Below are 24,442 nucleotides of genomic sequence, written 5' to 3' on the forward strand. Positions count from 1 at the left end.
GACGTCATCCTTCTATAGAAGGCAGCCCGAAAAAGGCCCGCGCACACGCGGTGCTGTGGGCGGCCAGGTCGTCCTCGCTTTCCCCGCGATGCAATGCCACTTCCCGCAACACTTCCGTCAGATACGCCGGCTCGTTGCGACCATTTTTCGGCTTGGGCCGCAAAGTGCGCGGTAGCAGATACGGCGCATCACTCTCCAGCATCAATCGCCCGCGTTTGATTTCTTTCACCAACGGATGCAAATGCGTGCCCCGACGCTCATCGCAAATCCAACCGGTGATGCCGATGTGCAAGTCCAGGTCGAGGTAGCTGAACAGCGCCTTCTTTTCGCCGGTGAAGCAATGCACCACGGCCGCAGGCAACTGATCTCGATAATCGCGGAGAATCTCCAAAAGTCGCTGACTGGCGTCCCGTTCATGGAGGAATACCGGCAGTTGCAACTCGATCGCCATCTCCAGGTGTTGTTCGAGGACTTTTTCCTGTTGCGGACGCGGCGAGAAATCGCGATTGAAATCCAGCCCGCATTCACCCACCGCCACTACGTTCGGCTCTCTGAGCAAACTGCGCAGACGCTGGGCGCTGTCCGCATTCCATTCGCTGGCCGAATGCGGGTGAATGCCGGCGGTGGCGAACAGCCGTTGCGCCGTCTCATCCCATTGCTGGCACAGTTCCAGCGCCTGTTCGCTGCCTTCGACACTGGTGCCGGTGATCACCAATTGGCAGACGCCGGCTGCGTAGGCGCGGTCGAGTACAGCCTGGTGTTTGTCGGCAAAACTGGGGTTGGTCAGGTTGACGCCGATATCGATGAGTTGCATGGTGCTACCTCGGACCAAAGGCCGGAAAGCATATCAGAGCTGTAGATTTATAAGAAAAGCCAAGAACTACAACGAGTTAAAGCTGTCTTTTGATGCCGCGAGACAGGCTGGGGTGGTCAGCGTGCCATCACTGTGCCAGTCTTTCGCACTTTGCCAGCGCTCAAGCGCTCTGTTTCTGTCGTTCGATTTCAACCGTTTTTTTGAAATCGGCCCAGTATTCTTTCCGGAGAGTGGATGACACGTCCCTCGATTTTGTTACTGCTGTGTGGTTCGTTGCTGTTGCCGATGCCGGCGGTTGCGCGGCTGGCCGGCCCGCTGCAAGCCGTACCGGCGGCCAAGGTGCGCGATCTGCAGGAAATCCGCAGCAGCCGGGTGCTGAAGGTGCTGGTTAACCAGAGCCGCAACAGCTCCGGCGAAGTCCAGGGCCAGGCCATCGGCGTCGAATATCATCGCCTGCGCGCCTTTGAGCAATACCTCAACGGTCATGCCCGTGACGGTCAGGAAGTGACGCTCAAGATCATTCCCAAAGCCAAGGATCAACTGCTCGGCGCGTTGCAGCGCGGGGAGGGTGATATGGTTGCGCCGGGCGAGTTGCTTGATCTGCAACCGGGCTACGCCGTCAGCACCAGCGAGCCGATTGCCCGCGACATTCCTCTGGTCCTGGTCGGCATCAAAGGGGAGAAGCGCTACACCCGTCTCGAACAACTTTCCGGTAAAACCCTGGCATTACCCACCGGCAGCGCCGCCGGGGACGCGATCAGTCAGATCAATCAAAAACTCGCCCTGCACAAACTGGCTCCGGTGAAGATCGAGTGGGTCGATCCGAGTCTGGCGGTCGAAGACGTGCTGGAAATGGTTCAGGGCGGGATCTTTCACTTGACCATTGTCGAGCAACCGATTGCCGAGCGCTGGGGCAAAATCCTGCCCAAGTTGCGCTTTGATCGGCAAGTGCTGATCAGCGAGCCGGGGGAAGAGTTCTGGTTCGTGCGCCGCGACGCGTCGATGCTGCGGGCGAGTATCGATCGCTTCCTGATTGGGTATAAAAAGCCTTCGGATCAGGATGCCGCGTTCCTGCGGATCTATCGTCGCCTGTATCAAGTGCACTATCCATTGGCCAAGGCTGATCGCCAACGTCTGGAAAAACTTCGGCCGGTGTTGCAGAAACACGCCAATGCCCAAGGCATGGACTGGTTGAATCTGGCGGCATTGGCATTCAAGGAATCCGCGCTGCAGCCCAGCGTGCGAAGCGGCGGTGGCCCCACTGGCCTGATGCAGATCACTCCGTCGGCGGCCCAGCGGGTGGGGGTCAACAACATTCAAGACCTCGATGCCAATGTGCAGGCCGGGGCTAAATACCTGGCGATGATTCGTCGCAAGTTTTTTGCCAGCCCCAAACTCAACGAGCGTGAGCGCATGGCGTTTGTGTTGGCGGCCTACAACATTGGGCCGGAGCGGGTTCAGGGCATGCGCGCCGAGGCGCGTCGGCGTGGCTTGAATCCCAATCAATGGTTCTTCCAGGTCGAGCGCATCGCCATGGAGCAGGTGGGAATGGGGCCCGTCAGCTATGTTAATAGCGTGAACAAGTATTACCTGGCGTTCGATCGGGAGCGGGAGTCGTTGGAGCCCCAGGGGCAGAAAGTTGCCTCACGAAAATGATCAACTAAACTGATTGTTATTGTGGATTTTTTGCGCTTTTAACATTTAATTTACTGATTAATATAGCGGCCAACCAACACATAAACACACAATGGATGACACAGCATGAGCTCACTGATCAACAAGGTACTGTTTACCCGCGCTGGCTACGGCCTGACTGTCCTGCGGATCTTCGTCGGCATCATCTTCGCTGCCCACGGCTCGCAGAAACTCTTCGGCGCCTTCGGCGGCTACGGTCTGGCGGGCACTGCGCAGTACATGGAAAGCATCGGCCTGGCTCCGGGTTACCTGATGGCCACGTTGGCCGGTGGTACCGAGTTCTTCGCCGGACTGGCCTTGATCATCGGTTTGCTGGTCCGCCCGGCGGCACTCGGTCTGACATTTCTGTCACTGGTCGCAATCTTCAGCGTGCATATCAGCCACGGCCTGTTCATGGCCAACAACGGTTATGAATTCGCCCTGGCCCTGCTCGGTGGCAGCATCGCGGTGCTGATCGAAGGCGCCGGCAAGCTGTCGGTCGACCGCGCCATCGCTGGCTGACCGCTCTGGCTCAACGAAAAGGCCCGCATTGCGCGGGCCTTTTTTGTTGCTCGGGATTCTTGACACTGCCGTGTCGGCTTCTCTAGGATGCTGCTCATGCGCCGATTTAAACAGCTACTTGCGGGGCGCCAGGTGACTGATTCAGTTGCCGATAGAAGCTTGAAACAGGCTTCGAAATACCGCTAAAGCGCTGGTTCGGTGTTGCCTCTCACCTGCCATGCAGACTTTTGAGGCAGAGACACGACACGATGAATGCACTAAGCCCCGTTGTACGCCCCGCGCCGATCACGGCACATCTGACCCAGCGCAATCCAAAAATCCTGCTTGGTGGCAAGCATCAGCCGACGCTTCTGCGTTACCTCGATGGCTGGCCACGTCGCACTGGTGGGCCAGCAGCCTTCCTGATCCAGTTTGTCGAAGACGGTGAGTCACTGGCGCGCTTTGCCAGTGACAGTTTTGACTTGGCGGTGATTCAATCCCCCGCCATCGAAGACGCACCCGAGATGATCAGGCAACTGACCCGCGTCGCCCGGCAAGGGCTGATCACCCGGCGTTAAAGCTTATGGGTAATCAATCGCCACGATATACACGCATTGTTCGCCGGTAGGCGTCTGCACTCGAACTTCGGCGTCCAGCGCCTTGCCGATCAGGGCGCGTGCCAACGGTGAGTCGATGCTGATCAGGCCCAGCTTCAGGTCCAACTCATCTGGCCCGACGATGCGGTAGCGTGATTCTTTGCCTTCCTCATCTTCAATGGAGACCCAGGCACCGAAGTAGACTTTGTTCGGATCGCTGGGCTTTTCGCTGACCACCTTGAGCGCTTCCAGCCGTTTGGTGAGAAAGCGCACGCGACTGTCGATCTCGCGCAGCATCTTTTTGCCGTAGGTGTATTCGGCGTTTTCGGAGCGATCACCCTGCGCCGCGGCCTCGCTGACCGATTGCGTAACTTGCGGTCGGCGCACATGCCAGAGCTCATGGAACTCGGCCCGCATCCGCGCTTCACCTTCTGGAGTGATCAGCGCGGTGCCAGCGGGGCGGGGAGGGCGATAACGGCTCATGGCAACTTCTTGTGGTTGAGAAGGGTCGAGTCTATCAACCCTCGCGCAAGACTGTCAGGGGGCTGGCGTTCAACGCACGACGGGTGCCGAACACGCCGGCACCGCCGATCAGCACGGCGCCAATCAGTGGCAACACCAACAGCCACGGATGTGGGTGCCAAGGCAGGTCGAAGGCGTATCGGTACAGCACCAGACTTACCAGCTCCGAGCCCAGCGCCGCCAGCAATCCGCTGACCGCGCCCAGCAAGCCGAACTCGATCCGCCGGGCCTTGACCAGCAACTGTCGCTCGGCCCCCAGTGCCCGCAGCAATGCGCCTTGGCGAATACGTTCATCGAGTGTGGCTTGCAGGCCCGAGAACAACACCGCCATCCCCGCCGCCAACACAAACAACAACACGTACTCCACCGCCAGGGTGACCTGGGCGAGGATGCTGCGCAGCTGCGCCAGCAAGGCCTCGACTTGCAGAATGGTCACCGCCGGAAAGGCGCGGGACAGGTCGACGATCTGCTGATCATGCCCGGCCGCCAGATAGAAGCTGGTCAGGTAGGTCGCCGGCAGATCCTTCAATGTGCCAGGCTGGAAAATCATGAAGAAGTTCGGCTGGAAGTTGTCCCAGTTAATCTCCCGCAGGCTGGTGACCTTCGCTTCGCGATTGACGCCGCCGACGGTGAAGACCATGTGATCGCCGAGCTTGAGTTTCAGGCTCTCGGCGACTTTACCTTCCACCGACACACCGGGAACGTCATCCGGCGCCTGGTCGCTCCACCAGTTGCCGGCGGTGAGTTTGTTGCCGGCCGGCAGGTCCGCCGCCCAGGTCAGGCTCAGGTCGCGTTGAATCGCCCGATCACCGGCCGAGTCCTTGCTGACAATGTCCTGCACCGCTTCGCCGTTGATGCTGATCAACCGCCCCGGCACCACCGGGTACAACGGCGCCGATTGCGCCGACAGTTCGATCAGGCGATCGGTGAACGCCTGTTTGTCCGCCGGCAGGATGTTCAGCGCGAAATAATTAGGCGCGTTTTTCGGCAACTGGTTTTGCCAGGTGTCCAGCAATTCGCCGCGCAGCAAAGCGATCAACGCCATGGACAGCAAGATCAAACCGAAGGCCAGCGATTGGCCCGCTGCCGCCAATGGATGACGCAGCAATTGACCCAGGCCGAGACGCCACGGCAACGAAGCGCGCGCGAGCATCCGGCGCAGGCTCTTGAGCAACAGCAACAGCAAGCCACCCAGCACCAGCGCCGCGATCACCCCACCGCCGAGCAGGGCGAAGGTCAGTACCAAATCCAGGCTCAGCCGCCACATGATCAGCCCGAGAGCGCCCAGTGCCGCGCCGTAGACCATCCACGTGCTGGAAGGTATCGGCAGCATGTCGCGACGTAACACGCGCAGTGGCGGGACCCGACCCAGCGCAGCCAATGGCGGCAAGGCAAAACCGGCCAGCGCCACCAGTCCGGTGCCGATCCCGGCGATAGCCGGAAACAATCCGCCCGGAGGAACATCGGTCGGCAACAAATCATGCAGTAGCGCGAACAGGCCAAGTTGCGCCAGCCAGCCAAGCAAGGCGCCGCTGATACTGGCCAGCAGTCCGAGAACCGTCAGCTGCAAACTGAACAGCACCATGGTTTCCCGACGGGACAGTCCAAGGCAGCGCAACAGTGCACTGGCATCGAAGCGGCGAGTGGCGAAGCGCGTCGCCGACAGCGCCACTGCGACGCCGGATAACAGCACCGCCACCAGACTGGCCATGCTCAAGTAGCGCTCGGCTTTGCCCAGTGCACCGCCGATCTGCCGGTTGCCGTCACGCGCATCCTGAATGCGCTGGTTGGCGGCGAGGCCGGGCTTGATCAGTTGACGGTAGGCTTCCAGTGCTTCGGTCTTGCCGCGCCAGAGTTTGCGGTAGCTGACGCGGCTGCCGGGTTGCACCACGCCGGTGGCGGCGAGGTCGCTGAGGTTGATCAGCACGCGCGGCGTCAGGCTGTAGAAATTGCCGGCGCGGTCCGGTTCATAGGTCAGTACGCGCGCCAGTTTCAGGCTGCGCATGCCGACGTCGATGCTGTCGCCGATCTTCAGATCCAGTGCGGTCAGCAGCCGCGCTTCAACCCAGGCTTCGCCGGGTTTCGGTCCGCCTCCGGATTGTTCTGCAGCGAAGGGCGCGGGGGCGCTTTTCAGCTCGCCGCGCAGTGGATAGACGTCGTCGGCGGCTTTGATACTGGACAGCTGAATGCCGTTGTCGGTGGCGATCACGCTGGAGAACTCCACCACCTGCGCGTGTTCAAGGCCCAGTTCCGTGCCACTTTTGATCTGTTCGGGGCGTGCCGGTGAGCTGCCTTCGAGCAGCAGGTCGGCGCCCAGGAATTCGGTGGCGCGCAACATCATGGCGCCATTCAGGCGGGCGCCGAAATAACCGATGGCTGTACTCGCCGCCACCGCCACCAGCAAGGCGAAGAACAACACCCGCAACTCACCGGCGCGGGCGTCGCGCAGCAGTTGGCGGAGGGCGAGACTGAACAGGCGCAACAGCGGCAGGCGTGCCATCAAGGCTCCAGAGGGGCGACCAGCAGGCCGGCTTCAAGACGGATCAGGCGCCGGCAACGATGTGCCAGGCGTTCATCGTGGGTCACCAGCACCAGCGTTGTGCCGCGTTCCTTGTTCAATTCGAACAATAAATCGCTGATGCGCTCGCCGGTGTGGCTGTCGAGGTTGCCGGTGGGTTCGTCGGCGAACAGCACGTCGGGTTCGGCGGCAAACGCACGGGCAATCGCCACGCGTTGCTGCTCGCCACCGGAGAGCTGGCGCGGTGAGTGGGTCAGGCGTTGGCCTAAACCGACCCGTTGCAGCAATTCGGTGGCGCGTTCACGGGCGTCTTTGCGGCCATCGAGTTCCAGCGGCAGCATGACGTTTTCCAGTGCGTTGAGACTGTCGAGCAGTTGGAATGATTGAAAGACAAAGCCGACGTGTTCGGCGCGGATGCGTGCGCGTTGGTCTTCATCGAGATTGCTCAGGCCCTGGCCTGCGAGGGTGACTTCACCGCTGCTCGGCAAGTCGAGGCCGGCGAGCAGGCCGAGGAGGGTGGATTTCCCCGAGCCGGACGCGCCGACGATGGCCAGGCTGTCGCCCTTGTTCAGTTCCATGCTGAGTTCGTGCAGGATAGTCAGTTCACCTTCCGCGCTGGGAACCACTTTGCTGAGGTTCTTCGCGGTGAGAATGCTTGCGCCCATGGAGAATCCGATGCGTGTGTGGTTTTTGAGTGCTGGCCTGGCCTTGATGTGCATGGCCCAGAACGCAGCGGCGGGTACAGTCCTGATCGTTGGCGATAGTATCAGCGCCGGTTTCGGACTGGATACCCGCCTGGGGTGGGTGTCTTTGCTTGAGCAACGGCTCAAGCGCGAAGGTTTCGACGATAAGGTGGTCAACGCGTCCATCAGCGGCGACACCAGTGCCGGGGGCCACGCGCGCCTGCCTGCGCTGCTTGCAGAGCATAAACCGGAGTTGGTGATCCTCGAGTTGGGTGGCAATGACGGGCTGCGTGGAATGCTGCCAACACAATTGCAACAAAACCTTGCAGCGATGATCGACAGCTCCAGGGCCAGTGGTGCCAAAGTGCTTTTGCTCGGCATGCAACTGCCGCCCAACTACGGTGCGCGCTACACCAAGGCCTTCGCTGAGGTTTTCAGCAACGTCGCCACCGAGAAAAAAATCCCGCTGGTGCCGTTTTTCCTCGACGGCGTGGGCGGGCATCCCGACCTGATGCAGGCAGACGGCCTGCACCCGGCTGCGGGGGCTCAGGGCAAGTTGCTGGAAAATGTCTGGCCGACGCTGAAACCGCTGCTTTGAAATATTTTCTCGGAGGGATCAGAACGGAGAAAGCTGTTTGCTGTACCCAAACTTGATTCCTGACGCGAAAAAGCCCCCGCACTCGCGCTGTTTTTTGCAGCTCTGGCATTCGGGGGCGAACTCGTTCTTCCAATCACTGATCGACTTTCGGTAGTAGGGAAGAATATCCGGGTTCACCAAGCACAGCTGATGGTTGTAGACCGAGATGTTCATACCGTACTTGGCAAGGATGGCAACCGACTTACTGAGCGTGTCTTTGTAATCGATGGGGTCAATCCAGAGCTCATCAAGATTGGCTCGCGTGAAGCCCGTCATTTCAAGGCCCATCAGTGCCACTTGATCAACAAAAAGAAGATTGCGAGCGATGTACTCACACAATTCCGGAAGCCGCTGCACCGAAAGCTTGTGTATGACCACTCTGATCTCAACCCTCTGGCCCAAGCGCTTCAGATTAAGAATGCCCTGAATGGTTTCATCGAATGCGCCTTGTGCCTGAACGATGTAGTCATGCAGTGTCGGGTCGTCTGAGTAGACCGGGATTCCGATCATCGCGTCGGACATTTCGATGGCTGCATATTTTTTCGCAAACGTTAGGTCTTTGAAGCTTCGTCCGTTCGAGAGGATATGGATCGCGGTTCTTGGCAGGTAGCTTTTGGTCAGGCGGATAATCTTTAGAAAACGCTCTTTATTCGTCGTTGGCTCACCACCGGTAAACCCCAGCTCTCGGGTTTCCTTTGGGATCAACGGAATCAAGCTCTCAATTTCATCGAGTATCCATGAATCATCAGCTGTTTTAGGTGGCTGAGAACACATCAGGCAGTAGTTATTGCACTGCTCGGTTAACAGGATGCTGTTGTTCGGTGATGAAGCCCGAAACAGCACTCGGATGCTCTGACGATCAGCGGAAAGCCGAACAACGTCATTATCACCGATGTAGCTGTAGTCATTCGGGAGGATCGAATAGTCAGAACCAGCAGGCAGTTCTTCGGCCAGTTTCTGATGTTGCTCGGTCAGCAGGTAGTGTGCGAATCCACAGGGGATCTGATGATCAGAAATCAGATAGGCCAATTCCCGGCGCAAGACTTCAGGCAGGCTCCGGTTGGTGGAAACCTTGATTAGGGTGCGATCGTTGTAAACATTTACCGCCTGAATGCGGATTACCTTTCCGCTGAGCTTCAGCATCGATTAGCCCACCCCACAAAAATCCGCTTCGTATGTTCGTCTTGTCCCATCAGTTCAATGAGGTGCTTGAAAATAGACATGTTGCGCTTGCAGAACGAGGATTCCGGTTTTCTCGCTACCAAGTCGTTGTGCATCGCGTGATGGTAGACAGGCTCGGCACCACAATAAGGTTCAAACGCACAGTCAGTGCACATGGGCGCGCTTAAGGTGAAGGAGTTTTCCAGAGCATCCAGAAGCTGGTCGGAAAGAATGATGTCTTCATAGGAATGCTCAAGAACGTTGCCCAATCTGAACGTATGATCGCCCATCTCGGCAAGCATTCGGCTTTCATCCGAGGCATAGACGGCCCCGTTGTAATTGAACACGATGGCGGCGATTCCCGCGCCAGCAGGGTTCATCAAGTCAACAAATCCAGGATCATTCGATGTCAGCATTTTTGTCAGCACAAGCGAGGAATACTGCTCGACAAATCGTACGCCGGACTTGTTCAGCTCAATGATGTACTCAAGACCTTCCTTGTAAAATTCCAGCCAGCGCTCAGCGTCATACGACATGAAATTCTTGGTCTTGATTGCAAAGCCGTATGGGGAGAGCGTACGGAGAAAGATTCCATCAAAGCCCAGGCGCAAGTACTCATCAATGATATCTCTCGCTCGGGGCAGGCTCTTGTCTGTCGTTGTCATCAGAGCTGACACTTGATCGTAACCAAGGACGGCACGTGCCTTTTTCAGGCCTTCTTCGAAGCGTAGATGACTGTCTCTTCCGGGGCGAGGGCGGTTCGCATTGTGGAGATCCATTGGGCCGTCAAGAGAAGATGAAAGGACGATGTTGTGCTGCTTGCAGAAAACCAGCACTTGATCAGTCAGTAGCGATAGTGTGGTTGCAATGACGAATTGAAGGTCACGACCTTCCTTGAGGTTGCGTTTTTTTGCCTCAAGAACGATGTACTCCACCATTTCGAAATTCAGTAGGGGCTCGCCCCCCTGAAACTCTATTTTAATGGCTGGATTCGGAGACCTGAAAACGAAATCCAACGACTTTTCAGCCATCTCCTTCGTCATGTCGAATTCGCCTTTGCTTTCTGATTGCCTTGATACCTGGCAGTACGGGCAGCTGTGGTCGCAGCGGAGGGTTACGACAAAGATATGCAGGTTGGTGAACTGGGAGAGTCTAGACAGGCGTGTGCGAATCTTGAGGGCCAGAAGCTGAAGCGGTGCCTGCTCATTGGCGAATCGGATGAACTGTTTCGACCGCAGAGTAGGTATCAGTTCCGATGAGATCGGGAGTGTCTTGGATATCAGCGGTTCGAGCATCGGTACCGGTATGACGTGGAACTCGCCTGCCATGTTGGTGATGACGTACTCGTCGTCATTCAGACGATCAAATTTGAATGGCAGCAACTCATAGGTGCGTTGCTGTACATAAAATTCCAGCTTTTGGAATTTACTCACTGATCAGTCCGGTTTTTGAGAACGCCAATCCAAGGATCAGGTTCCTGATCGGCAGGGTTTCAGCGTTCAACCGGTGGCGTAGCTGGTAGTCGAGCACATCCTTCTTGAATTCTTGAATGGCTGTCAGAAACGAAGGTTCGTCGATGCCAATGTTCGAGGATAAGGTGCAAACAAATTTCCCATCAGCGCATTTGATATCGGCTGTCAGCGAATTCATCGAGCGATAAGCTGCTTTTTGTAGAGCTTCCACATCATAAAGCCGCTCATCAAAGGCAAGCGAAGACTCAAGTTCCATTTCAGGAGCCCGAATGATGTGAGCTGTGTGAGCTGTGCGAAGCGTGAGAGCTGTGAGAGCTGTGGTAAGCCATGAACTGACCTTGATCTCCACGCTTCAGGACAAACGAAAACAGGTCATTGCCACCGCGAGCCGAAATATTTTCGCTTTGAGTAGTCGATTGGAATGAGATTGAAGTGTCAGTGTCGGGTTCGACAATTTCGTGGGTGGTTAAGGCCGAAGCCTGCTCAGTACCTACGGCTGCTGCCAGAGTAGCGATCGGTACCAAAAAGGAACGCTTTTTCATTATCGGATTTCCTTATCGTTAGTGGGGATATAGGCGAGTTTCGCTGGCAGGATGCCATGATGTCAATGTGGAATTAGCGGTGGAGAGCCATCCATCTCTTAAATCCGACAGACGTACCATAGCCCGCGAATTCCGTAGTGCACGGCAACGTCGCCACCGAGAAAAAAATCCCGCTGGTGCCGTTTTTCCTCGACGGCGTAGGCGGGCATCCCGACCTGATGCAGGCAGACGGCCTGCACCCGGCTGCGGGGGCTCAGGGCAAGTTGCTGGAAAATGTCTGGCCGACGCTGAAACCGCTGCTTTGACGCTTTTCTAGCGGCGGTGTTTCGGCTAAGGTGGCGCCCCCGATTTGGAGCCCCCGATGCCGCGTCCCGCCTGGTCACTTTTTGCCTACCAACTGATCGAGCCTGACGAACAGCTGGATCTGTTCGCCTGCCAGGAAGTGCGGGTACATCTGGTGACCCGTCAGCTGGAGCTGGGCGGCTCGGCCGATCGCACCTTGTGCGGCAGCCTGCTGCCCGCGCAACCGCGCTGGTCGAGTGTCGACCGCCGGGCGTTCCAGGATCAGCGTCTGTGTTCGTTGTGCCGGGCGATCCTCGAGTCGCAAAAGCGTGGTACTTCGCCGATCTGGCCTGAGTTGCGGTTCGAGCTTTGACGGTTTGAAGTCGTCAGCAGCCGTTGCGAAGAAACGGATATGTACGCCTGAAAAAAACGCATCCATCGCAGCCAATTCGCGCTCTATCGGTGTGTCTCCCCGAATGCCGGAGTGCCAGTGTACAATTGCGTTCTTAAACCCCAGTCGATTATGCGAAGGATTTTCCGGATGTTGCCGCGCTTTCCTGCCGTCACCCGCTGCCTGACTCTTGCCGCCCTTTGTGCGGCAGGCCCCGTAGCAGCATTGGAGCTACCCCTGCCACCGCCCGGTGAAGACATCATCGGCCAGGTGCAAGTGATCAAGGCCAAGTACGAAGACACCTTCGCTGACCTTGGCACCACCTACGATCTGGGCTACTCGGAAATGGTTGCGGCCAACCCTGGCGTCGATCCATGGTTGCCGGGTGCCGGCACCGAGATCGTACTGCCGACGCGCTTCATCCTGCCGCCGGGCCCGCGTGAAGGCATCGTCATCAACCTGGCTGAATACCGCCTCTACTACTTCCCGAAAGGCCGCAACGTGGTCTACACCTTCCCGCTGGGGATCGGTCGTGAAGGCTGGGGTTCGCCGATTGCCCACACCAGCATTGTTGCGAAAACGCCGAACCCGACCTGGACCCCTCCAGCGTCGATCAAGGCCGAGCACGCTGCTGACGGTGATCCGCTGCCGAACGTCGTGCCCGCAGGCCCGGACAACCCGCTGGGGCCGTTCAAGTTCACCTTGGGCACACCGGGCTACCTGATTCACGGTTCGAACAAGAAGTTCGGCATCGGTATGCGCACCAGCCACGGTTGCTTCCGCATGTTCAACAACAACGTGCTGGAGATGGCGGGCATGGTTCCGGTCGGCACGTCGGTGCGCATCCTCAGCGATCCATACAAATTCGGGGTCAGTGGCGGCAAGGTTTATCTGGAAGCGCACACGCCGCTGGATGACAAGGGCAACCCTTCTGTCGTCGACAAACACACAGCGGTGATCAACGCGATGCTCAAGCGTGAGGACATCACCAATAACCTGCGCATGAACTGGGATGTGGTCCGGGACGTGGTTGCCGCTGAAGACGGCCTGCCAGTCGAAATCGGAGTGCCGAACACCTCCGCGCCGATGATGACGAGTGCACCGATCGATCCGCTGCAATAGGGCTTGAACAGAACCCGCCGACGCAAACTGCATCGGCGGGTTTTTTATTGCCTGGATAAACACCGGGCAATAAAAAAGCCGACCCAAAAAATGGGTCGGCTTGATAACAACCCCGAAGGATTATTACTTGCGGCTAGCTTTTTCCAGCATGCGCAGAGCACGCTCGTTAGCTTCGTCAGCAGTCTGTTGTGCTTTTTGAGCAGCAGCCAGAGCTTCATCAGCTTTACGGTAAGCTTCGTCTGCACGAGCCTGGGAGCGAGCAGCTGCGTCTTCAGTAGCGGTCAGACGTGCTTCGGTTTCTTTCGATACGCTGCTGCAACCGGTAGCCAGAACTGCGGCCAGAGCCAGAGCAGAGAATTTCAGAACGTTGTTCATCGTGTTCCCCTTCAAGGACTTTCTATTAAGTAGCTGTCTCCTCAGAGTGAGGAAATAGCCGGCGTACATACTACCCATTACTTGTCGTAAGTAAACTGACGTAAAGCAAGAAGCAAAAAAAATTGTAGGCGTTGATTCTTTTTCGAGCAACTTTTACTTGCGATTGATTAAAAAATATCCAGCTGCAAGGCCCGAGCTGAGCGAGTTGGCACGAAAAAGTTCCCAGCGACAGGACTGTTTTCCCCATCTTGGCTAAAGTCTGTCTATATGGATTCGTCTACACTTTTGTTCGGGATTTGCGCAGCACCTCGCAAACTCTTTCTCCTAGTTGAGGTGACTTAAAAGAAGGGCGCTCGTCTTAAGTCTCAACATCCGGCAATGTTCAGGCTATCGACCCGCAGAGCGCTTCGGTCGAGCCGTCGCTGCGTAACTCGGAGCAGCACCCGTCCAACCCCGCGTCATGACGAGCGTACCTTGAGCATTTTCGCCATTGGTGCCTACTATTTGATACGTGCTCGGTTGTGCGAGATTGGTGCAGCTCTTCTCGGTGTCCATTCAGGCACGGGGTGGCGTAGATGTTCCTTCGCCGGACAAACATCGGTAAGGTAGGGGTCGGAATTCAAGACCCGCAGAGGAGTTGTGATGAGCGAGGCGTTGTCCATCAACCATGACCAGGCAGGTCATCAGTTCGAGACCAATGTGGACGGTCATCGTGCCTACCTGACCTATATGGATCTGGGGAAACAGACTCTGGATATCTATCGCACCTTCGTGCCCAACGCATTGCGTGGTCGCGGCATTGCGGCAGCCTTGACCGAGAAGGCGCTGGAGTACGCTGAGGAAATGGGCTACACGGTCATTCCATCGTGTTCCTACGTGGAGCGCTACATGGAGCGTCACCAGCGGCATGCGGCCAAGCTGAGCCAGTAAAACGAACGCATAAAAAAACGCCGGGTTTAAGCCCGGCGTTTTTGTGTGCGCTGAACGGCGATCAGGTGCGATCACGCTTGGGCAGCACATCCTTGAGCTTGGCGTGCATGCTGCGCAAGGTGTTTTCGGTGGCGGACCAGTCGATGCAGGCATCGGTGATCGACACGCCGTACTGCAGGTCGGCGAGGTCTTTCGGGATCGCCTGGCAGCCCCAGTTCAGGTGACTTTCGACCATCAGGCCGATGATCGACTTATTGCCTTCGAGGATCTGGTTGGCGACGTTCTCCATCACCAGCGGTTGCAGGGCCGGGTCCTTGTTGGAGTTGGCGTGGCTGCAGTCAACCATGATGTTCGGCTTGATCTTCGCTTTGTTCAGCGCTTGTTCGCACAATGCGACGCTGACCGAATCGTAGTTCGGCTTGCCGTTGCCGCCGCGCAGCACCACGTGACCGTAGGCGTTGCCCTTGGTAGTAACGATCGACACGCCACCTTCCTGGTTGATGCCCAGGAAACGATGCGGGCTGGAAACCGATTGCAGGGCGTTGATTGCCACTGTCAGGCCACCGTCGGTGCCGTTCTTGAAGCCGACGGCCGAGGACAGGCCGGAGGCCATTTCACGGTGCGTCTGGGATTCGGTGGTGCGTGCGCCGATGGCCGACCAGCTGATCAGGTCCTGCAAGTACTGCGGAGAGATCGGGTCGAGGGCTTCGGTCGCGGTCGGCAGGCCCATTTCGGCCAGGTCCAGCAGCAACTGACGACCAATGTGCAGACCGTCCTGAATCTTGAAGGAGTCGTCCAGGTAGGGGTCGTTGATCAAACCTTTCCAGCCGACGGTGGTGCGTGGCTTCTCGAAATACACGCGCATGACCAGATACAGCGTATCGGACACTTCCGCAGCGAGCACTTTCAGACGCTCGGCGTATTCGTGGGCAGCCTTGATGTCGTGGATCGAGCAAGGCCCGATGACGACGAACAGGCGGTGGTCGGTGCCATCAAGAATGTTGCGAATGACTTCGCGACCCTTGGTGACGGTGCGCAGGGCAGCGTCGCTCAGAGGGATATCACGCTTGAGCTGGTCAGGAGTGATCAGCGTCTCGTTGGAAGCGACGTTTAGGTCGTTGATCGGTAAATCAGCCATCGTTTACTCGTCAGGTCACGGGTGCCGGCCGCCAGCGAACCCGCGCGGCGGAGCACAGCAAATTAAGCGCGTCGGGGAGCGGAACCTTAGCGCGTTACACCGTGGCTCGACAATGGGCAGACAGCGGTTTAAGGGCCATTCGCAACGAATTGATAACGTCCCCTAATCCAGCACCGCCTGCGCGAATGCCCGGCGAACCGTGTCATGAGAGAACTCGTCGGCGTGCTGCTGGACCCATTCGAGGGCCAGCGCCTGAGTTTCCTGCAGATCGTCCTGGGCGTCATGCAGGCGACAGTAACGTTCGATCTGGCACACCTGTTCGCCCATTCGGGCGCTGAACATCATCTGCTCGTCAACAAAGGCAATGCCCACCAGATAGCCGCGCTTGCGTCGCAGGCACCAGGCCACGTAACCCAGAAAACGCAAATCCGGGTTCAAGGTGGGTATGCGCACTTCCAGCGCCGTACCGTGGCGCCAGGCGCGGTGGTAATTGCAAGCCATGCCCCCGAGGCTGATAGTGTGCAGCTGTTGCCGTGAAATACACTCAGGTTTGAGCAACGTTAATTCGACGGGCACATCGTCAGGATGAGGAATAAAACGTCCCATGAGCACGGACTCCATGTGTCGGCCATCTGACATTGTTTCCCCCAGTATAGTGGTCGAATTGCAACTGACCGATTTCGACGCTGACCAACGGTTGCTGGCGATGAGCGGCGTGTCGCTGGTTATTTTTACCAGTGTCGGCTGCGCCAGTTGCCGGTTTGCCCGAGAGCAATTGCCCAGACTTGATCTGCAGGTCGATCGCGTGTGCTGGATCGATGCCGGGGACAATGGCGGGGTGGTCGAGCGTTATCAGGTCTTTCATTTGCCGGCGCTGTTTGTGGTGCGCGACGGTGAGTTCTTCGGGGCACTAAAATCACGCCTGACCTCTACTGAGCTGAATGAAGCCGTAGGTCAGGCGTTGACGAGAACAGCAGAGGAGTTGCCATGACGGCTGCAGCTGCCAAACCGACCATCGGTATTATCGGCACCGGTGCGATCGGCGGGTTTTACGGGGTGATGCTGGCGCGTGCCGGTTTCGATGTGCACTTTCTGCTGCGCAGCGAGTTTTCGGCGGTGGCCGAGCGCGGTCTTCACATCGACAGTGCACCGCACGGCGCGTTGAGGTTGCATCCGGTTCAAGCTTATTCGTGCGCCGAAGACATGCCACCTTGCGATTGGCTGCTGGTCGGTGCCAAGACCACCGGCAATGCCGGCCTGGCACCCGCGATCATTCAAGCCGCAGCGCCGAATGCCAAGGTCCTGCTGCTGCAAAACGGCCTCGACGTCGAAGACAGCCTGCGGGCATTGCTGCCTGATACGTTGCACCTGCTCGGCGGTCTTTGTCTGATCTGCGTGCATCGCACCGGCCCGGGCGCGATCACTCATCAGGCCCTCGGCGCGGTGAACGTCGGCTATCACAGTGGCCCCGCTGCGGATGAGCAGGCGCGCATGGCGATTGTCGAAGAAGGTGCCGGGTTGTTTCGCAGCGCCGGCATCGACTCCCAGGCCATGCCGAACCTGCACCAGGCGCGCTGGCAAAAACTGGTCTGGAATATTCCTTACAACGGCCTCTCGGTACTGCTCGGTGCAGGCACCACACCGTTGATGGCCGATGCCGACAGCCGCGAACTGATCAAGGCCTTGATGGCCGAAGTGGTCCAGGGCGCGAAGGCCTGCGGTCACGACATGCCGGCCGGTTATGCCGATTTTCTGTTCATGATGACCGAGAAAATGCCGGACTACTGGCCGAGCATGTATCACGATTTTTTGCACAAGCGACCGCTGGAACTGGCGGCGATTTACGCTCGGCCACTGGCGGCGGCCAAGGCTGCCGGGTGCGAATTGCCGAGAACTGAAGCGTTGTATCGCAGTTTGAGTTTTATCGATCGACGTAACACCTGAGTCGATCAACCCGAGGGGGAAGGGTATGGCAAAGACGATTGACGACAAACTGGTGCTGGCGATTTCTTCGCGTGCGCTGTTCGACCTGAGCGAAAGCCACAAGGTTTATCTGGCGAGTGGCGTCGAGGCTTACCGGCAATATCAGATCGAACACGAAGACGAAATCCTCGAGCCCGGTGATGCCTTCCCTTTGGTGGAAAAACTCCTGAACCTGAACGCCAGCCTCGGCCGTGCCAGGGTCGAGGTGATCCTGGTGTCGCGCAACAGTGCCGACACCGGGCTGCGGGTGTTCAATTCGATTCACCATTACGGACTGGCTATTTCGCGCGCGGCATTTGTCGGTGGACGCAGTCCGTACCCGTATCTCAAGGCGTTTGGTTGCGACCTGTTCTTGTCGACCCACGCCGAAGACGTGCGTAGTGCGCTGGAGGCCGGGTTTGCGGCGGCGACCATTCTGTCAGGCGGTGCCAGCCGTGCCGCCAGTGATGAATTGCGGATCGCCTTCGACGGTGACGCGGTGCTGTTTTCCGACGAATCGGAGCGGGTTTATCAGGCGGGCGGCCTGGAAGCGTTCCAGGCCAGCGAGCGCGAAAGTGCCCGCGAGCCCTTGCGCGGTGGGCCGTTCAAAGGCTTTCTCGCGGCGCTCAATCTGTTGCAGCGCGAATTCCCGGAGGGCGCCTGCCCGATCCGTACCGCGCTGGTCACCGCACGTTCGGCGCCGGCTCATGAGCGGGTGATTCGCACCTTGCGTGAGTGGGATATTCGTCTGGACGAATCGCTGTTTCTGGGTGGCCTGACCAAATCGGCTTTTCTCGAAGCCTTTGCTGCCGACGTGTTTTTCGACGATCAGGCCGGCCATTGCGAGTTGGCCCGCGAGGTGGTCGCTACCGGCCATGTGCCGCATGGCATAAGCAACGAGCAAAAGGTTTAAGCCCACCGTTCAACGCGTTACGCGGGACGTCGTACTCGCCAAGGCACTGCTAAGCTGAATCAATCTCCGCCATGTTGGCACTCGAGGAGGTCATATGATTCGTTCGATGCTGTATGCCACTGACCTCGGCCTGTACGCACCGTTAGTGATGCAGCATGCCCTGGAGCTGGCTCGAACATTCGATGCTGACTTGTATGTGGTGCACGCGGTTGAGCCGATGGGTTTGTTTGCCGAATCTGTGCTTCAGAGTTACCTCGATGAACAGGCGTTGAACGAGTTTCATAGCCAAGGCCTGAACACCGTCATTGCCAGTATCGAGCAACGGGTGCTCGACAGTTTTCGTGAGGAGTTGGGGGACGAGGGGGCGCACGATCTGGACCGGATTCAGGCGGTGCGGGTGCTTCAGGGGGATCCGTCGCAGGTGATTCTCGAGCAGGCGCAGAAACTCTCCGTGGATTTGTTGATCGTAGGTAGTCATAGCCATGGTGCTGGCGCTGAAACGCCTTTGGGTCGGACCGCCGCGCGGGTGTTGCAGTTGGCTCGGGTCCCGGTCTATCTGGTGCCGCTGGTGGAGCGCCGGCGCCAGGGAGATCGCTAGAACACGAATAGTGGCGTTTTGATAAAAAAGTTCTAGATTTATTCTTCAAGCCATTAATATAGTTATATACCGTCGCTGATGCCCGTGGCGTCTACCTGCTTTGAGGGATTCATATGAAGCTTCAACAACTGCGCTACATCTGGGAAGTGGCGCACCACGACCTCAACGTTTCCGCTACAGCCCAAAGCCTTTACACCTCGCAACCGGGTATCAGCAAGCAGATCCGTCTGTTGGAAGACGAATTGGGCGTCGAGGTTTTTGCTCGCAGCGGCAAGCACCTGACCCGTGTCACCCCGGCCGGCGAGCGCATCATCACCACCGCCGGCGAGATTTTGCGCAAAGTCGAAAGCATCAAACAGATCGCCCAGGAATTCTCCAACGAGAAGAAAGGCACCCTGTCGATCGCCACCACGCACACCCAGGCGCGTTACGCGTTGCCGCCGGTGATCAGCAATTTCATCAAGCAATACCCGGACGTTGCCCTGCACATGCACCAGGGTTCACCGATGCAGATCGCCGAAATGGCCGCTGATGGCACGGTCGATTTTGCCATCGCGACTGAAGCGCTGGAGTTGTTCGGTGATCTGGTGATGATGCCGTGCTACCGCTGGAACCGCTGCGTGGTCGTGCCTCAGGGCCACCCGCTGACCAAGTTGTCGAAGCTGACCCTCGAAGCGCTGGCCGAATACCCGATCGTGACGTACGTCTTCGGTTTCACCGGCCGTTCGAAACTCGACGAAGCCTTCAGCCATCGCGGCCTGACGCCAAAAGTGGTGTTCACCGCCGCCGACGCCGACGTGATCAAGACTTACGTTCGCTTGGGTCTGGGCGTGGGCATCGTGGCGAAAATGGCGGTCGACGCCAAACTCGACAGTGACTTGGTCATGCTCGATGCCAGCGATCTGTTCGAATCCAGCATCACTAAAATCGGCTTCCGTCGCGGCACCTTCCTGCGTGGCTTCATGTGCGATTTCATCGAGAAGTTCGCCCCACACCTGACCCGCGAAGTCATGGCCAAAGCCATTCAGTGCCACAACAAGCAGGAACTCGAAGAGCTGTTCGACGGCGTCGAACTGCCGGTCCACTGATCTCCTGCTAAACCACCTCGGTAACAGAAAACTGTTGCCGAGCACCCGCCACCAGAATCTCCACCTCGTCCCCTTCGAACTTGCCCAGCAGGCTTTTGCCCAGCGGTGAGCGAGGGGTGATGACGGTAATCCACTGCCCCACCAGATCGACCTTCAAACCCGCCGCGTCGGGCGCCAGAAACAGCCATTGCTCACGACCCTTTTCGTCTTCCAGGCCGAGCAGGGCGCCGATTTCGATGCCGCGCTGATCGTCGTAAGGCCGCAGCGTCAGGTTCTGGCACAGCGTTAATGACTGTCTGATTTCCTCAACGCGCTTGGCCTGTCCTGCCGCCAGGTAGGATGCCTCCAGGCCCAAGGTGTCGTACTTGTTCTCGGCGATGTTTTCTTCGTGGGTCGCGGTTTCGTACGCGGTTTGCGCGGCACGCTCGGCGATGTCGAGATCGATCCGCAGCTTGTCGAGAATCAGTTGGTGGACGGTTTGCTTATTCATGATCAATCGCAGAATTGCAGGACATTGGCGCGGCTTTTTTCGCTCGGTGCCGTGCGGTCCTGTTGCAGCCAGAACTGGCAATTGGGGTTCGACAGATTGCGTTTGCTGCTGCGCGCTTGATCGAGCCGTTGTGCCTGCTCGTTCTTGCGCAGGTTCTCTTCATATTGATCGAACAGCGGGCTCTGCGGCGCAATGTCCGGCACCGGTTGTGCCACCACCGGTGGTTTGGCCAATTGTTCTACCGCTTGCGCCACCGGCGCCAGTTGCTCGCTGAACAACAGGCGCGAGGCGAGCCAGCAGGTCAGCGCGATGGCGAGGAAGCCGAGCCACAATCCGAGGGTAATGCTGCCGGTCAATTGCAAGGCATTGAGCTGAATCGGCAAGGTCCGGCGCGGGTTGGGACGGTAGGGCATGACTGCCTCCTGGCGGGTGGTCGCGGGCGAGTAGCGATTGTCGCATGAAGATTAATCGCCGTCGGCTCTTCTGCACGGGGTAATTTATGCGGACAATCGGCGCCTTTGCCAGCGGGAGCCCGGAATGCCTGAACTGTCTCAAATGAAAAGCCGCTGGCGCTGGGATATTTTTTGCACCGTGGTCGATAACTTTGGCGACATCGGTGTGACCTGGCGCCTGGCCAGGCAATTGGTCGCCGAGCATGCGCTGGAGGTGCGTTTGTGGGTCGACGATTTGCGGGCCTTCGAGCGGATATGCCCGGCCATCGATAGCAACCTTTCACAGCAGTGGCAGGAGGGTGTCGAAGTGCGTCAGTGGACGGCCGACTGGCAGCCGACTGATGCGGCCGATGTGGTGATCGCCGCGTTCGCCTGTCAGTTGCCGAGTGCGTACATGGAGGCCATGGCGGCGCGCGAGAAACCGCCGCTGTGGGTGAACCTCGACTACCTGAGCGCTGAGGATTGGGTTGTTGGCTGCCACGGCTTGCCGTCGGTGAAATACAAAAATGTGCAGAAGTTCTTTTTCTTTCCGGGGTTCCAAAAGGGCACCGGTGGCTTGCTGCGTGAAAGCGGATTGCTGGAACGGCGTCGGCAATTTCAGCAAGATCCCGAGGCTCAGCGCGCATTCCTGCAAGGTTTAGGGATTGATCGAGCACAAGGCGCGCAGCTGATTTCGCTGTTTGCCTACGAAAATGCCGGTCTGGCCAGTTGGTTGAATGTACTGGCCGCCGATTCCGCGCCCACGCATCTGCTGGTGCCGGAAGGGCGGATTCTCGGGGATGTCGAACGTTGGCTCGGTGTCCAGGGCTTGGCGGCCGGCGCGGTGTATGTGCGCGAGTCCTTGATCGTGCAGGTGCTGCCGTTCGTCCGACAGGATCAGTACGATCACTTGCTTTGGTGCTGCGATTTCAACGCCGTGCGCGGCGAAGACTCGTTTGTCCGCGCGCAATGGGCGGGGCGTCCGTTGCTCTGGCACATTTATCGCCAGGACGAAGATATTCACCTGGACAAGCTTGAAGCCTTTCTCACGCTCTACACAAAAAGCCTGTCCGCGCCTGCCCGCGAGGCGATCAGCGGTCTTTGGCGGGCGTGGAATGCCGGGCATGATATGTCCGACCATTGGCCGACGACCCGTAAACACTGGCCAGAACTGCAAAAACACGCCGAAGCGTGGTGTCTGGAACAGGCTTTGCAGGCTGATCTTGCCGCAGCGCTGGTACAGTTTTATGTAAATTGGATATGATACGCGGCCTAGATTTTTGTAAATCCCATCCAAATTCGGATATTCGCAATGAAAACTGGTAAAGAACTGAAACCCGGTACCGTGATCCGTCTCGAAAACGATCCTTGGCTGGTTCAGAAAGCTGAATTCACCAAGTCTGGTCGTAACAGCGCGATCATGAAGACCAAGCTGAAAAACCTGCTGACCGGCTACAAGACCGAGATCGTTTACAGCGCCGACGACAAACTGGACGACGTAATCCTCGACCGCAAAGAAGCGACCCTGTCCTTCATCAGCGGCGACACCTACACGTTCATGGACACCACCGACTACACCATGTACGAGCTGAACGCTGAAGACATCGAAGCTGTTCTGCCTTTCGTTGAAGAAGGCATGACCGATGTTTGCGAAGCGATCTTCTTTGAAGAGCGTCTGGTTTCCGTAGAACTGCCGACCACTATCGTGCGTCAGGTTGACTACACCGAAGGTTCCGCTCGCGGCGACACTTCCGGCAAGGTAATGAAGCCTGCCAAACTGAAGAACGGTACCGAGCTGTCGGTTGCTGACTTCATCGAAATCGGCGACATGATCGAGATCGATACCCGCGAAGGCGGTTCCTACAAAGGCCGTGCTAAATAAGCACCGCTTCAGGAATGAAAAAGCCCGACCATTGAGTCGGGCTTTTTTGTGCTTGTCTGAATTACGCAGACTGGGAAAACGCCGCAAAACCTGTAGGAGCCGGCTTGCCGGCGATGGCGTCCGTGAGACCGCTATCGCCGGCAAGCCGGGCTCCTACAGTTGAGCGGTGTTACTTCAGGTGTTGCTTGAGTTCTTCAGACGCTTGCAGCATCGCCGAGCGCACCGCAGGTACCTGGCTCACCACGTTGAGCAAACCGTAATCGTGGATCATGCCGTTGTAACGCACCGCCGTCACCGGCACACCGGCCTCATCCAGTTTGCGCGCATAGGCTTCACCCTCATCGCGCAGCACATCAGCGCCGGCCGTCTGCACCAGCGCCGGTGGCAAGCCCTTGAGTTGGGCGGTGGTCGCCCGTAGCGGCGAGGCGTAGATCTCGTTCCGTTGCTTGGCGTCGGTGGTGTAGTTGTCCCAGAACCACTTCATCATGTTTCTGGTGAGGAAGTGCCCCTCGGCAAACTGGTTGTAAGACGCGGTCTCGAAGCTGGCATCGGTCACCGGCCACAGCAGCACCTGGAATTTGATCGCCGGCGTGCCCTTGTCTTTGGCCATCAGCGCAACCACGGCCGCCATATTGCCGCCGACGCTGTTGCCGGCCACGGCCAGACGCTTGCCGTCGACGTTGATTTCTTTACCGTGCTCAGCCACCCACTGGGTCGCGGCATAAGCTTGGTTGATCGCCACCGGGTAATGTGCTTCCGGTGAAGGGGTGTAATTGACGAACACCGCCGCCGCACCCGAACCCGTAACCAGATCCCGAACCAGCCGTTCGTGGGTCGGAAAGTCCCCCAGCACCCAGCCGCCGCCGTGGAAAAACATGAACACCGGCAGCTCGCCTTTGACCCCGGCCGGCCGGACGATGGTCAGGTTGAGCGGTTGGCCATTGACTTGAATGGTCTTCTCGCTGACATCTGCTTTTGGCAGCGTCAATTTCACCGAGGCTTGCGCGCCGACCAAAATGGCCCGGGCATCTTTCGGTGAAAGCTGTTCCATGGGTTTGCCGGTGCCGGCATTCAGAACATCGAGGAACGCCTGGGTGTTGCGCTCAACCCCGTCGCCCGCGAATGCACTGTGGATGGACAGGGCAAGAAGGGTGCCGGTCAAGACTTTGCTGAAAGTGCGCATGTTCATTTCCTGTTCGGTCTTGGTGTCGACGGTTAAACGGTCACGTGCAGGCGCACTTCGACGTTGCCACGGGTGGCGTTGGAGTACGGGCACACCTGGTGGGCAGCGTCGACCAGGGTTTGCGCATCGGCTTGTTCAAGACCCGGCAGGCTGATGTGCAGGTCGATGTCCAGACCGAAGCCGCCAGGAATCTGGCCGATGCCGACATGGGCAGTGATCGATGCGTCATTCGGGATACTGCGTTTGGTCTGGCTGGCGACGAATTTCAGCGCGCCGATGAAGCAGGCCGAGTAACCGGCAGCGAACAGTTGTTCAGGGTTGGTAGCCGCGCCGCCAGCACCACCGAGTTCTTTCGGGGTTGCGAGTTTGACGTCGAGGATGTTGTCGCTGGAAACCGCACGACCGTCACGGCCGCCAGTGGAGGTTGCGATTGCGGTGTAGAGAGTTTGCATGATGTAGGCCTCGTTCGGGTTTGGTTGTTTTGCGCTAAATGTTTGCGCGCTAAGTAAGTGCGAAATGAATGTATCTCGCTAATAT

General features: G+C 58.0%; 29 protein-coding genes and 1 pseudogene. 15 read left to right on the forward strand and 15 right to left on the reverse strand.

Annotated features, from left to right (window positions below; all coding sequences use genetic code 11):
• Positions 1 to 4 precede the first annotated feature (4 nt).
• Positions 5 to 814 carry a TatD family hydrolase gene (locus tag ACI77H_RS07525; protein WP_407011271.1) on the reverse strand — a complete coding sequence of 270 codons (810 nt, stop codon included), beginning with the start codon at positions 812 to 814 and terminating at the stop codon, positions 5 to 7.
• 234 nt (positions 815 to 1,048) lie between these two features.
• Here ACI77H_RS07525 and ACI77H_RS07530 point away from each other — a divergent pair, with 234 nt between their 5' ends.
• The 3 genes from ACI77H_RS07530 to ACI77H_RS07540 all read left to right on the forward strand — a co-directional run bounded on the left by ACI77H_RS07530 (position 1,049) and on the right by ACI77H_RS07540 (position 3,567).
• Positions 1,049 to 2,470, forward strand: a complete 1,422-nt coding sequence (locus ACI77H_RS07530; protein WP_407011272.1) for a transglycosylase SLT domain-containing protein — start codon at positions 1,049 to 1,051, stop codon at positions 2,468 to 2,470.
• Between the two features lie 105 nt (positions 2,471 to 2,575).
• Positions 2,576 to 3,010: a DoxX family protein gene (locus ACI77H_RS07535; protein ID WP_150631044.1), complete on the forward strand. Its 435-nt coding sequence runs from the start codon at positions 2,576 to 2,578 to the stop codon at positions 3,008 to 3,010.
• A gap of 248 nt (positions 3,011 to 3,258) precedes the next feature.
• Positions 3,259 to 3,567, forward strand: a complete 309-nt coding sequence (locus tag ACI77H_RS07540) for a class I SAM-dependent methyltransferase (protein ID WP_407011274.1) — start codon at positions 3,259 to 3,261, stop codon at positions 3,565 to 3,567.
• A 3-nt stretch (positions 3,568 to 3,570) separates the two neighbouring features.
• Here the strand turns inward: ACI77H_RS07540 and greB are convergent, their stop codons facing one another.
• The 3 genes from greB to ACI77H_RS07555 are packed head-to-tail and all read right to left on the reverse strand — an operon-like array spanning position 3,571 to position 7,290.
• Complete coding sequence (gene greB / locus ACI77H_RS07545; RefSeq protein ID WP_407011275.1) at positions 3,571 to 4,068, reverse strand: transcription elongation factor GreB; 498 nt, start codon at positions 4,066 to 4,068, stop codon at positions 3,571 to 3,573.
• A 34-nt stretch (positions 4,069 to 4,102) separates the two neighbouring features.
• Entirely contained in the window at positions 4,103 to 6,607 is a 2,505-nt protein-coding gene (locus ACI77H_RS07550) for an ABC transporter permease (RefSeq protein ID WP_407011277.1), read from the reverse strand.
• Positions 6,607 to 7,290 carry an ABC transporter ATP-binding protein gene (locus ACI77H_RS07555; protein WP_407011278.1) on the reverse strand — a complete coding sequence of 228 codons (684 nt, stop codon included), beginning with the start codon at positions 7,288 to 7,290 and terminating at the stop codon, positions 6,607 to 6,609. The genes ACI77H_RS07550 and ACI77H_RS07555 overlap by 1 nt, the downstream gene beginning before the upstream one ends.
• A gap of 10 nt (positions 7,291 to 7,300) precedes the next feature.
• Here ACI77H_RS07555 and ACI77H_RS07560 point away from each other — a divergent pair, with 10 nt between their 5' ends.
• The gene (locus ACI77H_RS07560) at positions 7,301 to 7,906 is read left to right on the forward strand and encodes an arylesterase (protein WP_407011279.1); all 606 of its coding nucleotides are present in this window, start codon (positions 7,301 to 7,303) and stop codon (positions 7,904 to 7,906) included.
• Positions 7,907 to 7,924: 18 nt separating this feature from the next.
• Here the strand turns inward: ACI77H_RS07560 and hxsC are convergent, their stop codons facing one another.
• The 4 genes from hxsC to hxsA2 are packed head-to-tail and all read right to left on the reverse strand — an operon-like array spanning position 7,925 to position 11,120.
• Complete coding sequence (gene hxsC, locus ACI77H_RS07565; protein WP_407011280.1) at positions 7,925 to 9,088, reverse strand: His-Xaa-Ser system radical SAM maturase HxsC; 1,164 nt, start codon at positions 9,086 to 9,088, stop codon at positions 7,925 to 7,927.
• Complete coding sequence (gene hxsB / locus ACI77H_RS07570; RefSeq protein WP_407011281.1) at positions 9,082 to 10,539, reverse strand: His-Xaa-Ser system radical SAM maturase HxsB; 1,458 nt, start codon at positions 10,537 to 10,539, stop codon at positions 9,082 to 9,084. Before hxsB ends, hxsC begins: the two co-directional genes overlap by 7 nt.
• A complete protein-coding gene (gene hxsD / locus ACI77H_RS07575) occupies positions 10,532 to 10,834 on the reverse strand; it encodes a His-Xaa-Ser system protein HxsD (RefSeq protein ID WP_407011282.1) in 303 nt (100 codons plus the stop codon). The genes hxsB and hxsD overlap by 8 nt, the downstream gene beginning before the upstream one ends.
• 1 nt (position 10,835) lies before the next feature.
• Entirely contained in the window at positions 10,836 to 11,120 is a 285-nt protein-coding gene (gene hxsA2 / locus ACI77H_RS07580) for a His-Xaa-Ser repeat protein HxsA2 (protein WP_407011284.1), read from the reverse strand.
• Between the two features lie 146 nt (positions 11,121 to 11,266).
• On the opposite strand from hxsA2, the pseudogene ACI77H_RS07585 reads away from it, so the two are divergent.
• The 3 genes and pseudogenes from ACI77H_RS07585 to ACI77H_RS07595 all read left to right on the forward strand — a co-directional run.
• A pseudogene (locus ACI77H_RS07585) lies at positions 11,267 to 11,425 on the forward strand (arylesterase); the annotation flags it as partial.
• Positions 11,426 to 11,481: 56 nt separating this feature from the next.
• Positions 11,482 to 11,775, forward strand: a complete 294-nt coding sequence (locus ACI77H_RS07590) for a hypothetical protein (protein WP_407011285.1) — start codon at positions 11,482 to 11,484, stop codon at positions 11,773 to 11,775.
• Positions 11,776 to 11,943: 168 nt separating this feature from the next.
• Positions 11,944 to 12,915 carry a L,D-transpeptidase family protein gene (locus ACI77H_RS07595; RefSeq protein ID WP_407011286.1) on the forward strand — a complete coding sequence of 324 codons (972 nt, stop codon included), beginning with the start codon at positions 11,944 to 11,946 and terminating at the stop codon, positions 12,913 to 12,915.
• Positions 12,916 to 13,038: 123 nt separating this feature from the next.
• Here ACI77H_RS07595 and oprI read toward each other — a convergent pair whose 3' ends face one another.
• The gene (oprI, locus tag ACI77H_RS07600) at positions 13,039 to 13,290 is read right to left on the reverse strand and encodes an outer membrane lipoprotei OprI (protein WP_003172710.1); all 252 of its coding nucleotides are present in this window, start codon (positions 13,288 to 13,290) and stop codon (positions 13,039 to 13,041) included.
• Positions 13,291 to 13,932: 642 nt separating this feature from the next.
• Between oprI and ACI77H_RS07605 the strand changes: the two genes are divergently transcribed.
• Positions 13,933 to 14,220 carry a GNAT family N-acetyltransferase gene (locus ACI77H_RS07605; RefSeq protein ID WP_008031384.1) on the forward strand — a complete coding sequence of 96 codons (288 nt, stop codon included), beginning with the start codon at positions 13,933 to 13,935 and terminating at the stop codon, positions 14,218 to 14,220.
• Positions 14,221 to 14,281: 61 nt separating this feature from the next.
• On the opposite strand, the gene ACI77H_RS07610 is transcribed toward ACI77H_RS07605, so the two are convergent.
• Together ACI77H_RS07610 and ACI77H_RS07615 are read right to left on the reverse strand one after the other, a co-directional pair.
• Positions 14,282 to 15,358 (reverse strand): 3-deoxy-7-phosphoheptulonate synthase, encoded by a 1,077-nt coding sequence (locus ACI77H_RS07610; protein ID WP_090318048.1) that lies wholly within the window; start codon positions 15,356 to 15,358, stop codon positions 14,282 to 14,284.
• Between the two features lie 162 nt (positions 15,359 to 15,520).
• The gene (locus ACI77H_RS07615) at positions 15,521 to 15,964 is read right to left on the reverse strand and encodes a PilZ domain-containing protein (RefSeq protein WP_407011287.1); all 444 of its coding nucleotides are present in this window, start codon (positions 15,962 to 15,964) and stop codon (positions 15,521 to 15,523) included.
• On the opposite strand from ACI77H_RS07615, the gene ACI77H_RS07620 reads away from it, so the two are divergent.
• From ACI77H_RS07620 to cysB, 5 genes are all read left to right on the forward strand, one after another.
• Positions 15,963 to 16,349 (forward strand): thioredoxin family protein, encoded by a 387-nt coding sequence (locus ACI77H_RS07620; RefSeq protein ID WP_407011289.1) that lies wholly within the window; start codon positions 15,963 to 15,965, stop codon positions 16,347 to 16,349. The genes ACI77H_RS07615 and ACI77H_RS07620 overlap by 2 nt on opposite strands.
• Positions 16,346 to 17,302, forward strand: a complete 957-nt coding sequence (locus ACI77H_RS07625; protein WP_407011290.1) for a putative 2-dehydropantoate 2-reductase — start codon at positions 16,346 to 16,348, stop codon at positions 17,300 to 17,302. The genes ACI77H_RS07620 and ACI77H_RS07625 overlap by 4 nt, the downstream gene beginning before the upstream one ends.
• Positions 17,303 to 17,327: 25 nt before the next feature.
• Entirely contained in the window at positions 17,328 to 18,233 is a 906-nt protein-coding gene (locus ACI77H_RS07630; protein ID WP_407011291.1) for a 5'-nucleotidase, read from the forward strand.
• Positions 18,234 to 18,327: 94 nt separating this feature from the next.
• A complete protein-coding gene (locus tag ACI77H_RS07635) occupies positions 18,328 to 18,831 on the forward strand; it encodes a universal stress protein (RefSeq protein WP_407011292.1) in 504 nt (167 codons plus the stop codon).
• 113 nt (positions 18,832 to 18,944) lie between these two features.
• Positions 18,945 to 19,919 carry an HTH-type transcriptional regulator CysB gene (cysB, locus tag ACI77H_RS07640; RefSeq protein ID WP_008148549.1) on the forward strand — a complete coding sequence of 325 codons (975 nt, stop codon included), beginning with the start codon at positions 18,945 to 18,947 and terminating at the stop codon, positions 19,917 to 19,919.
• Positions 19,920 to 19,926: 7 nt separating this feature from the next.
• Here cysB and ACI77H_RS07645 read toward each other — a convergent pair whose 3' ends face one another.
• Together ACI77H_RS07645 and ACI77H_RS07650 are read right to left on the reverse strand one after the other, a co-directional pair.
• On the reverse strand, positions 19,927 to 20,409 hold the full coding sequence (locus ACI77H_RS07645) for a transcription elongation factor GreAB (protein ID WP_407011294.1): 483 nt from the start codon (positions 20,407 to 20,409) through the stop codon (positions 19,927 to 19,929).
• Positions 20,410 to 20,411: 2 nt separating this feature from the next.
• Positions 20,412 to 20,822: a hypothetical protein gene (locus tag ACI77H_RS07650; protein WP_407011296.1), complete on the reverse strand. Its 411-nt coding sequence runs from the start codon at positions 20,820 to 20,822 to the stop codon at positions 20,412 to 20,414.
• Positions 20,823 to 20,946: 124 nt separating this feature from the next.
• Here ACI77H_RS07650 and earP point away from each other — a divergent pair, with 124 nt between their 5' ends.
• Positions 20,947 to 22,104, forward strand: a complete 1,158-nt coding sequence (gene earP / locus ACI77H_RS07655; RefSeq protein ID WP_407011297.1) for an elongation factor P maturation arginine rhamnosyltransferase EarP — start codon at positions 20,947 to 20,949, stop codon at positions 22,102 to 22,104.
• Between the two features lie 48 nt (positions 22,105 to 22,152).
• Positions 22,153 to 22,722: an elongation factor P gene (locus ACI77H_RS07660; RefSeq protein ID WP_007943632.1), complete on the forward strand. Its 570-nt coding sequence runs from the start codon at positions 22,153 to 22,155 to the stop codon at positions 22,720 to 22,722.
• A 169-nt stretch (positions 22,723 to 22,891) separates the two neighbouring features.
• Here ACI77H_RS07660 and ACI77H_RS07665 read toward each other — a convergent pair whose 3' ends face one another.
• A complete protein-coding gene (locus tag ACI77H_RS07665) occupies positions 22,892 to 23,905 on the reverse strand; it encodes an alpha/beta hydrolase (RefSeq protein ID WP_407011299.1) in 1,014 nt (337 codons plus the stop codon).
• 32 nt (positions 23,906 to 23,937) lie between these two features.
• Complete coding sequence (locus tag ACI77H_RS07670; protein WP_150631064.1) at positions 23,938 to 24,357, reverse strand: organic hydroperoxide resistance protein; 420 nt, start codon at positions 24,355 to 24,357, stop codon at positions 23,938 to 23,940.
• Between the last annotated feature and the right edge of the window lie 85 nt (positions 24,358 to 24,442).

This window comes from Pseudomonas sp. O230, assembly GCF_045447035.1.
In the GTDB taxonomy this organism is placed as follows: Bacteria; Pseudomonadota; Gammaproteobacteria; order Pseudomonadales; family Pseudomonadaceae; genus Aquipseudomonas.

What these genes read in the sequence shown, in the direction of transcription:
- ACI77H_RS07525 (WP_407011271.1), bottom strand. Translation starts at nt 814, where the DNA reads ATGCAACTCATCGATATCGGCGTCAACCTGACCAACCCCAGTTTTGCC.
- ACI77H_RS07530 (WP_407011272.1), top strand. Translation starts at nt 1,049, where the DNA reads ATGACACGTCCCTCGATTTTGTTACTGCTGTGTGGTTCGTTGCTGTTG.
- ACI77H_RS07535 (WP_150631044.1), top strand. Translation starts at nt 2,576, where the DNA reads ATGAGCTCACTGATCAACAAGGTACTGTTTACCCGCGCTGGCTACGGC.
- ACI77H_RS07540 (WP_407011274.1), top strand. Translation starts at nt 3,259, where the DNA reads ATGAATGCACTAAGCCCCGTTGTACGCCCCGCGCCGATCACGGCACAT.
- greB (WP_407011275.1), bottom strand. Translation starts at nt 4,068, where the DNA reads ATGAGCCGTTATCGCCCTCCCCGCCCCGCTGGCACCGCGCTGATCACT.
- ACI77H_RS07550 (WP_407011277.1), bottom strand. Translation starts at nt 6,607, where the DNA reads ATGGCACGCCTGCCGCTGTTGCGCCTGTTCAGTCTCGCCCTCCGCCAA.
- ACI77H_RS07555 (WP_407011278.1), bottom strand. Translation starts at nt 7,290, where the DNA reads ATGGGCGCAAGCATTCTCACCGCGAAGAACCTCAGCAAAGTGGTTCCC.
- ACI77H_RS07560 (WP_407011279.1), top strand. Translation starts at nt 7,301, where the DNA reads ATGCGTGTGTGGTTTTTGAGTGCTGGCCTGGCCTTGATGTGCATGGCC.
- hxsC (WP_407011280.1), bottom strand. Translation starts at nt 9,088, where the DNA reads ATGCTGAAGCTCAGCGGAAAGGTAATCCGCATTCAGGCGGTAAATGTT.
- hxsD (WP_407011282.1), bottom strand. Translation starts at nt 10,834, where the DNA reads ATGGAACTTGAGTCTTCGCTTGCCTTTGATGAGCGGCTTTATGATGTG.
- hxsA2 (WP_407011284.1), bottom strand. Translation starts at nt 11,120, where the DNA reads ATGAAAAAGCGTTCCTTTTTGGTACCGATCGCTACTCTGGCAGCAGCC.
- ACI77H_RS07590 (WP_407011285.1), top strand. Translation starts at nt 11,482, where the DNA reads ATGCCGCGTCCCGCCTGGTCACTTTTTGCCTACCAACTGATCGAGCCT.
- ACI77H_RS07595 (WP_407011286.1), top strand. Translation starts at nt 11,944, where the DNA reads ATGTTGCCGCGCTTTCCTGCCGTCACCCGCTGCCTGACTCTTGCCGCC.
- oprI (WP_003172710.1), bottom strand. Translation starts at nt 13,290, where the DNA reads ATGAACAACGTTCTGAAATTCTCTGCTCTGGCTCTGGCCGCAGTTCTG.
- ACI77H_RS07605 (WP_008031384.1), top strand. Translation starts at nt 13,933, where the DNA reads ATGAGCGAGGCGTTGTCCATCAACCATGACCAGGCAGGTCATCAGTTC.
- ACI77H_RS07610 (WP_090318048.1), bottom strand. Translation starts at nt 15,358, where the DNA reads ATGGCTGATTTACCGATCAACGACCTAAACGTCGCTTCCAACGAGACG.
- ACI77H_RS07620 (WP_407011289.1), top strand. Translation starts at nt 15,963, where the DNA reads ATGAGCACGGACTCCATGTGTCGGCCATCTGACATTGTTTCCCCCAGT.
- ACI77H_RS07615 (WP_407011287.1), bottom strand. Translation starts at nt 15,964, where the DNA reads ATGGGACGTTTTATTCCTCATCCTGACGATGTGCCCGTCGAATTAACG.
- ACI77H_RS07625 (WP_407011290.1), top strand. Translation starts at nt 16,346, where the DNA reads ATGACGGCTGCAGCTGCCAAACCGACCATCGGTATTATCGGCACCGGT.
- ACI77H_RS07630 (WP_407011291.1), top strand. Translation starts at nt 17,328, where the DNA reads ATGGCAAAGACGATTGACGACAAACTGGTGCTGGCGATTTCTTCGCGT.
- ACI77H_RS07635 (WP_407011292.1), top strand. Translation starts at nt 18,328, where the DNA reads ATGATTCGTTCGATGCTGTATGCCACTGACCTCGGCCTGTACGCACCG.
- cysB (WP_008148549.1), top strand. Translation starts at nt 18,945, where the DNA reads ATGAAGCTTCAACAACTGCGCTACATCTGGGAAGTGGCGCACCACGAC.
- ACI77H_RS07645 (WP_407011294.1), bottom strand. Translation starts at nt 20,409, where the DNA reads ATGAATAAGCAAACCGTCCACCAACTGATTCTCGACAAGCTGCGGATC.
- ACI77H_RS07650 (WP_407011296.1), bottom strand. Translation starts at nt 20,822, where the DNA reads ATGCCCTACCGTCCCAACCCGCGCCGGACCTTGCCGATTCAGCTCAAT.
- earP (WP_407011297.1), top strand. Translation starts at nt 20,947, where the DNA reads ATGCCTGAACTGTCTCAAATGAAAAGCCGCTGGCGCTGGGATATTTTT.
- ACI77H_RS07660 (WP_007943632.1), top strand. Translation starts at nt 22,153, where the DNA reads ATGAAAACTGGTAAAGAACTGAAACCCGGTACCGTGATCCGTCTCGAA.
- ACI77H_RS07665 (WP_407011299.1), bottom strand. Translation starts at nt 23,905, where the DNA reads ATGCGCACTTTCAGCAAAGTCTTGACCGGCACCCTTCTTGCCCTGTCC.
- ACI77H_RS07670 (WP_150631064.1), bottom strand. Translation starts at nt 24,357, where the DNA reads ATGCAAACTCTCTACACCGCAATCGCAACCTCCACTGGCGGCCGTGAC.